This window comes from Pontibacter ruber (genome assembly GCF_023630205.1).
GTDB classification, from domain to species: domain Bacteria; phylum Bacteroidota; class Bacteroidia; order Cytophagales; family Hymenobacteraceae; genus Pontibacter; species Pontibacter ruber.
The window spans coordinates 211,685-223,840 of record NZ_JALPRR010000004.1; the positions used below are offsets into that span (position 1 = coordinate 211,685).

11 protein-coding genes are annotated in these 12,156 nt (G+C 50.3%); 6 read left to right on the forward strand and 5 right to left on the reverse strand.

The window, feature by feature from the left end; all coding sequences use genetic code 11:
* Positions 1–80: 80 nt before the first annotated feature.
* Positions 81–518, forward strand: coding sequence for an endonuclease domain-containing protein (locus MJ611_RS17460; protein WP_250431705.1), 438 nt, complete (start codon positions 81–83; stop codon positions 516–518).
* Here the strand turns inward: MJ611_RS17460 and MJ611_RS17465 are convergent.
* The 4 genes from MJ611_RS17465 to MJ611_RS17480 form a co-directional block, all read right to left on the reverse strand.
* Positions 515–715, reverse strand: coding sequence for a YwbE family protein (locus MJ611_RS17465; RefSeq protein WP_250431706.1), 201 nt, complete (start codon positions 713–715; stop codon positions 515–517). The two genes, MJ611_RS17460 and MJ611_RS17465, sit on opposite strands and share 4 nt — an antisense overlap.
* A gap of 351 nt (positions 716–1,066) precedes the next feature.
* A complete protein-coding gene (locus MJ611_RS17470) occupies positions 1,067–1,309 on the reverse strand; it encodes a hypothetical protein (protein ID WP_250431709.1) in 243 nt (80 codons plus the stop codon).
* Between the two features lie 115 nt (positions 1,310–1,424).
* Positions 1,425–3,032 (reverse strand): right-handed parallel beta-helix repeat-containing protein, encoded by a 1,608-nt coding sequence (locus MJ611_RS17475; RefSeq protein WP_250431711.1) that lies wholly within the window; start codon positions 3,030–3,032, stop codon positions 1,425–1,427.
* A 272-nt stretch (positions 3,033–3,304) separates the two neighbouring features.
* Entirely contained in the window at positions 3,305–5,176 is a 1,872-nt protein-coding gene (locus tag MJ611_RS17480; RefSeq protein WP_250431712.1) for a pyruvate kinase, read from the reverse strand.
* A 209-nt stretch (positions 5,177–5,385) separates the two neighbouring features.
* Here MJ611_RS17480 and MJ611_RS17485 point away from each other — a divergent pair, with 209 nt between their 5' ends.
* From MJ611_RS17485 to rny, 5 genes are all read left to right on the forward strand, one after another.
* Entirely contained in the window at positions 5,386–6,006 is a 621-nt protein-coding gene (locus MJ611_RS17485) for a DUF1684 domain-containing protein (protein WP_250431714.1), read from the forward strand.
* Positions 6,007–6,200: 194 nt separating this feature from the next.
* Positions 6,201–8,621, forward strand: coding sequence for a phenylalanine--tRNA ligase subunit beta (pheT, locus tag MJ611_RS17490; protein ID WP_250431716.1), 2,421 nt, complete (start codon positions 6,201–6,203; stop codon positions 8,619–8,621).
* Between the two features lie 2 nt (positions 8,622–8,623).
* Positions 8,624–8,920 carry a hypothetical protein gene (locus tag MJ611_RS17495; protein ID WP_250431718.1) on the forward strand — a complete coding sequence of 99 codons (297 nt, stop codon included), beginning with the start codon at positions 8,624–8,626 and terminating at the stop codon, positions 8,918–8,920.
* 88 nt (positions 8,921–9,008) lie between these two features.
* Entirely contained in the window at positions 9,009–9,296 is a 288-nt protein-coding gene (locus MJ611_RS17500; protein ID WP_250431719.1) for a cell division protein ZapA, read from the forward strand.
* A gap of 119 nt (positions 9,297–9,415) precedes the next feature.
* A complete protein-coding gene (gene rny, locus MJ611_RS17505) occupies positions 9,416–10,981 on the forward strand; it encodes a ribonuclease Y (protein ID WP_250431721.1) in 1,566 nt (521 codons plus the stop codon).
* Between the two features lie 658 nt (positions 10,982–11,639).
* Here rny and MJ611_RS17510 read toward each other — a convergent pair.
* On the reverse strand, positions 11,640–12,113 hold the full coding sequence (locus MJ611_RS17510; protein WP_250431723.1) for a Dps family protein: 474 nt from the start codon (positions 12,111–12,113) through the stop codon (positions 11,640–11,642).
* Between the last annotated feature and the right edge of the window lie 43 nt (positions 12,114–12,156).

Sequence of the window (12,156 nt, forward strand, 5' to 3'; positions counted from 1 at the left end):
AGAAAGTCCCCCTTTGAAGGGGGCAGGGGGATGATTACACCAACGGATTTTCAGACGATATAGTATAAATCACACCAGCGATGGCACCGAATCACGGCTACAACAAAAAGCTTCAGCCTTTTGTCAAAGTACTTCGCGTCACATCTACCAAAGCAGAAGTCAGGCTATGGTGCGAAGTACTGCGCAACGGCAAACAGGGCTATCCATTCTTGAGGCAGCGACCCCTGTACAACTACATTGCTAATTTTCTATGTAAAGATCTAAAGCTCATCATAGAAGTGGACGGCTACACCCACAACTTCAAAACGGAAGAGGACGCAGAAAGAGACGCCGTTTTGGCTGGTTATGGCTTTACAACGCTTCGGTTTACCGACGAGGAAGTGATGAAGGACTTGCCCAATGTGCAGCGGACTATCGAAGTATGGATTACTGACCGGCAGGTGTCAATCATCCCCCTGCCCCCTTCAAAGGGGGACTTTTTAGATGAGCTGTGCAATACGAGCCAGAATCAGACTTAATCTTCCTCCAATATCTCTTTCACCCTTCCTACTTCCCCTGTCTCCAGACGCACTTTGATGCCGTGGGGGTGATTAGGGGAGTTGGTGAGGATGTCTTTGACATAGCCTTCGGTGAGGTCGCCGGTGCGCTGGTCTTCCTTCATCACGATGTTGACACGCAGGCCAGGCTTTATGTTTGCTCGTTTTCTTCCGTCCATAGTTTTATACTTTATACTTTACTTCTGTCCGGCAAAATACACATAAGCTTTTATACTTAAACTACTGACGGCAAACCAGGCTAGTTCCTCTGTACGGTCACAATATTCAGGAACTGCTCGTTCTCATCCAGGCTCCAACGGTAGGAGGCAGTGAGGTCCTGCCTGATCACTTCTATTTTTTTACCTCTTTCAGGTCGGCAAGTATAAGATCGATGTTCTTGTTGAGTTGCCTGTTGCTGCACGCGTTTCTCTTTAAGATAGGTAAGTCCCTGTAGAGCGTGAGCAGCTAAGCTGCAAAAGGAAAGTATGAGCAGGATGGGAAAATCTAATTATAAGAACATAAGTAATGGCCTACTTATGTTTCAGCTGCTTAACTTCCTCCTCCAGTTGCTGGTTCTCCTTCTCCAATTGCTTCATATTCCTTGAGCGGAGAATAACAGCCAACGCCATCAGCACGATGCCGGCGCCTAACAGGATATAAGCAATTGTGCTGTTGTTATCTTCGAAGAAGTGCAGCACGCGTACAGTTGAACCCGCAAACGTTAAAACCATTGCTACTTGTGCAAGTCTGGTTGCCAATATCCTGCTTTTCATAAGCAAACCTTTTTACATGATGGATTAAGTATAATTATTATTTTGATAAATAAAATTATATAAAATAAATTAATATTGCAAGTTTTTGTATAGATTGCTTTGTGCAGCGTGAAATTTACCTAAACAGTCGTTTAAACAGACTTAGTACATTTCTTCGTCTGTACTCGTGCGCCCCGATGTCGGGCTTGCGTTTGGCGGGAACAGGAGAGCCGAAAAAATCATGTATCGGAGGTTCTGTTATGGATGTCACAGGTATCCCTTTGTTTATGGCAGGTGATTTTTTCTGCAACGTATAAGCCTGTTGCAGTTTGTTTAGCTCGAGGGGGTAGCCAAGGGTACCGCCCTTTCCGGGAGCTGCCACTAATGGGTCTGCCACCATACCTACAGGCTTGCCATTGCGCATCTCCAGCCCGGTTCTGTTCCGAAGGCTCTCCAGCGAAGTATAGGTTGTGTCTTCCCAATGCCACTGGTAGCTTTTATCTTCACTATAGTATACATTGTGCTGAAAAACAGCGTCGATGTTGGTGGCATCTGCCTGCAGCATGGGAGCCCCGTTGCGCGAGTAAAAGAGGTTGTTGTAGAACCGGACCTTGTGATGGTGACCACTCTTGAAGTACACGCCGCCGCCTGAAGGGGCTATACTTTTATCGGCATACACGGTGTTGTTGTGTACCAGCAGGTTGTGGTTGCCGCCGCTGTTGTGGGCATCGGCCACCCAGAGCGTGATGCCTTTGTAGCCGTTCTTTCTCCCGTCATTTTCGGAGATGTTGTAGCGAATCGTGTTGTTGTGCATAGGGCGGGCCCATTCAAACTGCGCAATCAGAAAACCGGCTCCGTCGTTGTCGTGCGAGTAGTTGTATTGCATAACAGAGTTGGTAACACCACCGTCTAGGTCGAAACCGCCGCCGTCGCAACCGCTGCCGGAACTGATGTTATAAGCTTCGTTGTACTGGATCAGGATGTTGTTGGCGTCCCAGGCCCAAATGCCGACCGGTCCGCCGCAGTGCAGGTTGTTTGTGCCGCAATGGTGCGCCACACTGTACTCAATGGTGCCACCATCCACATCGGAAAGTATAATGCCGCTGCCGGAGTGTTTGTCTTTCAGGGGCAGGCCGTGCACATCGTATACATGGCAGTGCCCGACATAGATGTTCCGGTGCGAGTAACCAACTTTATCCTGCGCAAAAAAGCCCCAGGTGGTGATGCCCTCCGAGCCGACATCATGCACCACCGCATACATGATCCGCACATCAGAAAAGCCGCTGTTGCCGTTCCATGACCCAAAGGAGATACCCGCTTTGCGAAATCCACGCACTTCTACCTGGTCAATTATCACGCCCTGCAGCTTGGTGTTGCCGGGCAGGTCGTTGTAGAAAAGGATGCCGTGGTTGTTGTTGGTCTGGTAACCGCTGCCTACGAAGTTTAGGTTTTGGATGGTGATGCCGACTTTGTTGTACGCATACAGGCCATAGCTCGTGTCGGCGTCAATTGTGGCACGGCCGGCACCATAGGAGCTTATAAGGATGGGCGCTGATGCGGTGCTGTTGTCGTTGCTGTCAAAGTATAAACTTCCCTGAAAAGTATGCCCTCCCTGGAACAGGATGGAGTCGCCGGGGCTGAAGTTATGCTTGCTGAGGCGGGTTATGGTTTGCCAGGCAGTGGCTGGTGAAGTGCCGCTGTTGCTGTCCTTCCCGCCGGGGCTGATATAGTAACTGTGCGCCATGACCAGAAAAGGGAAGAGAAGTATACATGCTAAAAGGGATGTGCTTTTATAAGCCATCGGGTGCTTTTGGTTTATTTGGAATGAGACAAGTATACGTACCAGCTTCCATTTAGGGCCAAAATAGAGCAGCTGAATCAGAAATCCGGCCTCAGGGCAAGGTAACTGCACGCTTCAGCGAGATCAGCTTCCTGCCTTTTAAATAAGTACGAACCTGAATTTATACTTAAAACCTGTGTACAGCTCACCGAACACCTGAAGGAGAAGCTGTAGCGTTATACTTTGCTCCGCTGCTCTGCCGTTTCTGTTTGTGGCTCCAGTTCCGAAATATGAAGGCTTCGTAGCATAGATGTTTTTTTGCGCTGATGCATCTGCATGCGGCTCAGGATATCATCCAGCATTTGGATGGCTTCTATGATGTGAGGGCCCTTGTTCAGCATCACACAATCGGCGCGTTGCGACATGGCTGCATCGGTAATTTCGGCGCGGGAAGGCCTGCCTTTCTTTGCCAGCGTTTCCAGTACCTGTGTCGCCCATACCACCGGAATGTGAGCCGCCTCACAAAGCCACAGGATCTCTTCCTGTACTTCGGCCAGCCGCTGCCAGCCGCATTCCACTGCCAGGTCGCCCCGCGCGATCATGATGCCTGCCGGGTAGCTTTTCATGACGGCAAGCAGCAGGTGGGGCAGGTTCCGGAAGCCTTCTTTTGTTTCGATCTTCAGCATCACCGGCAGGTGCTCTGCTTTCAGTTTCCTGAGTTCCTCGTGCAGAGCATCCACCGTTTCCGGGTAGTTTACAAACGACAGGTTTACGATATCGGCATGCTTTACCACGAACTTAAGATCCTTCTTGTCTTTTTCTGTCAGGCCACTCAGGCGCAGTTTGCTTTCGGGCAGGTTAATGCCTTTGTCGGCACGCAGCTTGCTGCCTGCGTCCTTGGCATAGGTTATTTTTATCAGCAGCGAGTCATCGTTCACCTCCATTATCCGGCCTTCAATGGAGCCATCGTCGAATAGTATGGGTTGGTCCTTCTTCACCTGCTTAAAAACCTCCGGCAGCGTACAGGAAATATGAGCAGGGTTCGTAATGTGCCCATCGGCATCGAAGCGGGATGGTTCGCCGGGGATAGCATCGCGGTGCAGAATAAGCATGTGGTCCTTTTTCAACAGGATCGGAACTTCCAGAGAAGGCAAGTGGCCTACTTCGGCAATGCGGTCTGCTACGGTATGGTCTTTTACAACAAACCGGGTGCCGGTAGCAATATAGGATGTCTTCAGGAGGTTGGCCAGCACGCCATTATCGGACTTATGTACCACAGACAGGGTACGCCTGCGGCCACGCGTGTCTTGAAATCGAATAAGGTCACCTACCTGCAACTGGCTTACCCAGGCAGCATCCAGGGGCAGGCTCGCATCTGCCTGTTTAGGGGCAGGCTCTGTAGGAGGTGCCAACCATACTTTAGCGGGTGCAGCAACCTGCCCAAGCTCGTTCTGCACCGGGTGTATGGCAATCACCTGTGGCCCTGGCTTCAGAGGGCCGGTTCGCAGCTTGGGCCCCATCAGATCAATGAGTATTTTGCAGGACAGCCCCGTTTCTTTTTCGGCCTGCTTTATGTTGCGGATCATACTTGCCCAAACCCGTTCGTTATCGTGGGCGCAGTTAATGCGGGCGCAATCCATGCCTGCCTTCATCATGCGTACTACCAGATCGTAATCAGTGGCAAGGTCGGTAGAGAAGGTGACCATGATGCGGGTGCTGCGGCTGTGTGGGGAGAGGCCCAGCAGGTCGTCGGTATGCGTGGAGAGTAGCTTCCTGTTCTCGAAATAAGATACTGCCAGGTGCTTTTGAGGAGGCTCACACTCTATCAGGTAGCAAAGCTGGTTCCGCACCGCCTCCAGGCTGGCCAGCACGTGCCCTTCGGCGCGGCCAAGAGAGGAAAGTCCCAGTTGTGCCAGGTTATCCTGTAGGTCACGGATGTCGCGGTGGCGCAGGGCAAGGTAGTGCAGCAGGTTTTTGGCACTTTTCCGGAACGAGGGATGTGCCTTGTGCACGCTTCCGGCAAACTTTTTCTCCAATTCCAGTGCCTCCTCGTGTATGGTATCCAGCTGATTGATAAGTTCTTGCAGCTGCTTTTTATCGGGTTTCATAGCAAGGGTTACTGTGTCCTTTCTTATCAAACTCCTGTACAGGAGGTATGGTTGTGTAATGGAGGCGCAAAATTTCAGAAATCCGGTCCGGAAGTATAAAGTGAACTATAGCAGGGGAAATGCAGTGCTTCGGTGTGGTAAGTAGTTGTTAGCGTACGTTTCTCCCTGAAAATTTGCGAACTTTGCAAAGAACTATAGTCGCTGCTAAAATGAAACGACCTTTCAAGCTGATCATACTTGCCGGTATTGCGCTGGTGCTCTTTTACTTTGTAAACGAGTCTTTCCTGAGCGATGATAACTACCTGATACCGCTCAAAAAAGAGCGCGAAGACAAAGACCTCTCGTTCAGAGGCAAGGAAAACAGCCCTTTTACAGAAGAAGGACGCAAGATCTTCCAGAACCTGAAGTATTACGAGCCCAACCTCGACTACCGTATCAAGGTGAAAGTGGAAAAGCTAGCCAAGCAGGACACGCTGTACATGCCCATGACAAACGGCAGCACCGAGCCTTACCTGGTGTATGCCAAAACCGCTTTTGAGCTGGAAGGCCAGCCGCAGCAGCTCACGCTCTACAAGAAGGTGAAAGAAGCGAAAGACCAGCTGTTCGTGCCGTTCACCGATAAGACCAATGGCTTCGATACCTATGGCGGCGGCCGTTACCTGGATGTGCCCTACGAGGAAGGCGATAAAACTGTGGTGCTGGATTTTAACCGCGCCTACAGCCCTTTCTGTGCTTACAATCCGGACTACGTTTGCCCCGTGCCGCCCAAAGCCAACCGCCTGACCGTAGGCATACCGGCAGGAGAGAAGAACTACAGCTCGGCACATTAGATATAGGACATAGGACTGTTTGACCTTTTGACAAAGGAGTTCTGGTGCATTAAGAGTGGCTTGTCTTTTGTCTCATAGTCTTTTGTCAAGAACTCGGAAAGACAAAAGGTCTTTTCAAAAGAAATAATCCTTAATTTTGAGACTTCTGTCCTTTGGGCACGGATGTTATACTTTACGATCAACAGAAATACAACATGCTGATTTCATTCGACTGGCTTAAGCAACTGATTCATACAGATAAAACGGCAGAGGAAGTAGGCGCTTTGCTGACAGGCGCAGGCCTGGAGGTAGAAAGCCTGCACGTGCAGGAAGCGGTAAAAGGAGGCCTGGAAGGCATCGTGATAGGAGAGGTGCTTACCTGTGAGCGCCACCCGGACGCCGACCGCCTGAGCGTTACCACCGTGGATATCGGTACAGGCGAGCCGAGTCACATCGTGTGCGGTGCGCCAAACGTGGCAGCCGGACAAAAAGTAGTGGTAGCCACGGTAAACAGCACGCTGTACCCAACCGGTGGAGAGCCTTTCAAGATCAAAAAATCAAAGATACGCGGCGCTGTGTCGGAAGGTATGATCTGTGCCGAAGATGAAATTGGTGTGGGTACCTCACATGCCGGCATCATGGTGCTGGATACGGACCTGCCGAACGGTACGCCTGCCGCTGAGTACTTCGGCTTGTCTTCTGATACGGTGTTCGAGATCGGCCTGACGCCAAACCGAGCCGATGCCGCTTCGCACCTGGGTGTGGCCCGCGACCTGAAAGCGCTTTTAAGAGTGCCGTACACCTTGCCTTCTGTTGAGGATTTCAAAGTAAACAACACCTCCTGCCCGATTGAGGTGGTGGTAGAGAATATCGAAGGCTGCCCACGCTACGCGGGTGTAACCGTAAGCGGCGTGAAAGTAGGCCCTTCGCCTGAATGGCTGCAAAAGCGCCTGCGTGCCATTGGTTTGTCGCCGATCAACAACATCGTGGACGTGACCAACTTTGTGCTGCACGAACTGGGCCAGCCGCTGCACGCCTTCGATACCGATAAGATCACTGGAAATAAGATCGTAGTAAGAAACTTGGCCGAAGGAACACCTTTCGTGACACTGGACGGGGTAGAACGCAAACTTAGAGCCACTGACCTGATGATCTGCAATGCCCAGGAGCCAATGGCCATCGCCGGTGTGTTTGGCGGCAAGGCGTCGGGTGTAAGCGAGGCAACTACTTCTATCTTCATCGAAAGTGCTTATTTCTCGCCAGATACGGTGCGCCGTACCGGGCAGGTACATGGCCTGAAGACGGACGCTTCGTTCCGTTTCGAGCGGGGTACTGATCCGAACATGGTGCTGTTTGCCTTGAAGCGTGCGGCCCTGCTGGTGCAGGAAGTTGCCGGTGGCGAGGTAAGCTCCGAGATCGTGGATGTATACCCTTACCCGGTTCAGAACCAGGAACTGACGCTGAGCATTGACCGTGCGCACATGCTGATCGGGCAGTATATTGGGGCTGAGCGCATCAAAACCATACTTACCGATCTGGGCATCCAGATCACAGGGGAAACAGAAACGCACCTGAACTTGTCTGTGCCGCCATTCAAAGTAGATGTGCAGCGCGAGGCCGATGTGGTGGAAGAGATTCTGCGCATTTACGGCTTCAACAACATCGAAATGAGTGAGGACCTGGCTACGACGTACCTGGCCAAGTTCCCGAACCCGGACCCGGAGCATATTACGCGTACCGTGCTGGATTACATTGCAGCCAATGGTTTCCACGAGATCATTACCAACTCCATCACCGACTCTAAATACTATACGTTAGCGGGTGAGGAGGCACAGGCAAGCCTTGTGCGAGTGCTAAACTACAACAGCGAGGACTTGGACACTCTGCGCGGAAACATGATCTTCTCTGGGCTGGAAGTGTTGCGCCGCAACATCAACCGCCGCCAGCGCGACCTGAAGCTGTTTGAGTTGGGCCGGGTATACGCCCAGCAGCCCGATGGAAAGTATAAAGAAAGCACCAGGCTGGCATTTTTTATGACCGGCAACCGCTCTGCTGAAAGCTGGAACGAGGCAAGTAGTAAAGTTGCTTTCCACGACCTGGCAGGCGTGGTGCAGAACGTGCTGATAAAGCTGAATGCCGGCGAATGGACAGTGCAGCCGCTAGAGGCCAGTAACCTGATGCGCCAGGGTATCGCTTACCTGAAAAATGACACCGTGGTGGCACAGATCGGGGTAGTGGAGCAACAGGTGGCCCGTGCCCTGGAGGTGAAAGAACAGGTATGGTATGCCGAACTGAACTGGGATTACCTGCTGAAAAAATACCGCAGCAGCCTGGTAGCCGAAGAGTTGCCGAAGTTCCCGGAAGTGCGCCGCGATCTGTCGCTGGTGCTGGACCGTAACATTACCTTCGATCAGCTGAAGCAGGTGGCATTCCGTACCGAGCGTAAGCTGCTACAGGACGTGAACGTGTTCGATGTGTACGAAGGCGACAAGATAGAGGCAGGCAAAAAGGCTTATGCCCTTAGCTTTACGTTGCTCGACAGGCAGCAAACCCTGACCGATAAGGTGATTGACAGCATCATGAACCGTTTGATGCAGCAGTTTGAGAAACAGTTAGGTGCCGTTATCCGAAAATAATCATGGCCAAAGAAAAACAACTGCAACAGCTCCAGTCTATTGAAGATAAGCTGCGGAAGCTCTTAACAAGGTATGCTGATGTGCAGCAGCGCCTTACAGTTGCCCAGGAAGAGATCAAATTGCTTGAGGCGCAACTCGAAGAGAAAGATCAGCAAATAAAAAATTTTCAAAATCAGGAGAATATTGTTAAAATTGTAGACACGATAGCAGGTAATACTGCAAATTCGACAGAGTTAAAGCTGAAGTTAAACGAATATATCAGAGAAATCGATAAGTGTATTGCTTACCTGAGAGACTGATCAGCGGCGTGGGAGCCTGGTTATCAACTGATAACCCTTTTGCAAGCTGCAGGTGTCAGGGTAAGTATAAACTTAAACTACGCAACGGATGGGTGAATTATCTATAAAGATTCGCATCGCGGAACGCGAGTATCCGATGCGGGTAAAGGAAGAAGAAGAAGAAAGGCTTCGGGTTGTTGGAAAGGTATTGAATGAGCGTCTGCGCTTTTTCAAAGACCAATTTGGCATCCAGGATAAGCAGGACCTTCTGGCCATGGTGGCTTTTGAAACCATGGTGGAAAAGCTTAAACTGGAGGAAGAGAAAAATACACACCTCTCCCACGTAGGCCAGCAACTCAGCGTTCTCGACGATCTATTATCATCGGCTACAAAGTAAGGGATAGCAGAGGAGGAGCTCTGCCTGTACTTTATACTTTGACCGACCCGCTGACAGCCACAACAATGTCCATTGCAGGTGCTGCTATTGGTTTTTATCAACCATAAAAGCTTATAGTTATGCCCGATATTTTATCCATTATAATCACGGCTATTGTAGCGCTCGGTGTGGGCGTATACATTGGGCGTATGATGCTGCAAAAGATCTACAAGCAGCAGGAAGAGGACGCCCGCCAGCGTGCCAAGAACATCATCCGTGAGGCGGAGCTCAACGCCGAAAGCATCAAGAAAGACCGTATTCTGGAAGCCAAGGAGAAATACCTGAAGCTGAAATCTGAGTTCGAGGAAGAAACGAACAAGAAAAAGAACATCATCATCCAGAACGAGAACAAGGTAAAGCAGCGCGAGCAGCACGTAGCCAAGCAAATGGAGCAAACCAAGCGCCGCGAAACCGAGCTTGAGAAGGAGAAAGAAGCCCTTGACCTGCAACTGGAGCACCTGAAGAAGCGCAAAGAAGAAGTTGAGCGTCAGCACGAGGAGATTGTTGCCCAGCTGGAGAAAATCGCCGGACTTACTGCCGCTGAGGCCCGTGAGCAACTGGTAGAAGCTCTCAAGAGCGAGGCTCAGACGCGTGCCTCTTCGCACATCAAAGACATTGTAGCACAGGCCAAACTTACCGCTACAAAAGAAGCTAAGAAAATCGTTATCGAAACCATACAGCGTACGGCTGCCGAGCACGCTATTGAGAACTGCGTATCGGTATTCAACATCGAAAGCGACGACATCAAAGGCAAGATCATCGGTCGTGAAGGTCGTAACATCCGTGCCCTGGAAGCTGCCACTGGAGTGGAGATTATTGTAGACGATACGCCGGAAGCCATCATTATCTCTGGTTTTGATCCTGTGCGTCGTGAGGTTGCACGTCTATCCCTGCACCGCCTGGTAGCGGATGGCCGTATTCACCCGGCCCGTATTGAAGAGGTTGTTGCCAAGACCCGTAAAAACATCGATGAGGAAATCATTGAAATTGGTGAGCGTACGGCCATCGATCTGGGTATACATGGACTGCACCCAGAGTTGATCAAGATGGTAGGCCGCATGCGTTTCCGCTCATCTTATGGTCAGAACCTGCTGCAGCACTCACGTGAGGTAGCCAACCTTTGCGCCACTATGGCTGCTGAGCTTGGCCTGAACGTGAAGCATGCCAAGCGTGCCGGTCTGTTGCACGACATTGGTAAAGTAACGCCAGACGAGCCAGAACTGCCACACGCCATTATCGGTATGGAGCTTGCCAAGAAGTATAAAGAGCATCCGGATGTGTGCAACGCCATTGGCGCTCACCACGACGAGGTTGAAATGACTGCTATGATTTCTCCGCTTATCCAAGCCTGCGATGCTATCTCTGGTTCAAGACCAGGTGCCCGTCGCGAGATCATGGAGTCTTACATCAAGCGTTTGAAAGAGCTGGAAGAAACAGCTGTTTCATTTGATGGTGTAAACCAATGTTATGCAATCCAGGCTGGCCGTGAGCTGCGCGTGATGGTAGATGCTGACAACGTAAGCGACGAAAAAGCTGCTCAAATCTCTTTCGATATCTCTCAGAAGATCGAAAAAGAAATGCAGTATCCGGGCCAGATCAAGATCACGGTTATCCGGGAAATGCGCGCTATCAGCTACGCGAAGTAAGTTATAACTTATACTATAAAAAGCGCCTGCTACAATCCGTAGCAGGCGCTTTTTGTTTTTACTATTAACTGTCATTTCGAGTGCAACGAGAAATCTTATACCTATAGCTGGAGTTTATACTTGCTGCCAACAAGCCTTTGCTTCGTGGCAGTCTTAGATCCTCAGTCTTACTTGCCTATACTTTCATAGTTAACTTTGGTGCGCTCACGGCCGCGGGGCCTCGTCCTCGGGCATCGCGCTGTTTATTGAAGCTGCCATCGGCTGCGCCTGTAGGCTGCCCTTACGGGCACCGCAACAATAGAAGGCGCTCAACCCAAGGACTGGAAACGACACTGCTTCGTAAGCTTCTATGCAACAGGAACAGAATTGTAGGGACAGGTCGCGACCTGTCCGAGCGATAGCTGCAGCTATAAAACTCATACTTGAAGTATAGCAAAGGCTAAAACTCCCCTCCTTAGACAAGGAGGGCCAGGGGTGGTTGGACAACTGCAACTATGAAAGTATAACCTCAATGATGGCAATAGGCAGAAATTCCCCTCTCAGGAGGGGTGCAGGGGTGGGTTTATACTTTAGCCGATGACCATTATTTATAAGTACAACCAAAAAGGCCTGCAAAACTGCAGGCCTTTTTATCACTATATTCTAACTTATTACAAGACTAGCTCAGGAAAGCATTCAGCATCCAGAGTGTCTTCTCATTTTCGTTGATGTCTTCGCTGATCAGGCCAACAGTACCTTCGTCATCGCTCTCAGAGGCCAGCGTCAGAATTTCACGCTCCAGGCCGATGAGTGTGGTCAGGTTCTGGTGGGTGGCTCTTACCGTTTCTTCAGCCCCGCTCAGGCCAGCTTCCTCTTTAATAGAAGACACACGCATATAATCTGTAAAAGAAGAAAGCGGCTTTTGACCGATCGTCAGGATACGTTCAGCAATAGCGTCTATTTTGGTTAAGGCATTGTTGTATAGCTCTTCGAATTTCGCGTGTAGCTGAAAAAAATGTACGCCCTTGATGTTCCAGTGGAAGCCGCGCAGGTTCTGATAATATAAATGGTAGTTGGCCAGCAGCTCGTTTAGCTTATCGGCTATTTGTTTGCTATCTGCTTTCTGTAATCCTATCTGATTTAATTGTTCCATGTTTTATTTTGCTTTGGTGTTCTTCATAAGCTACGTTACAAAG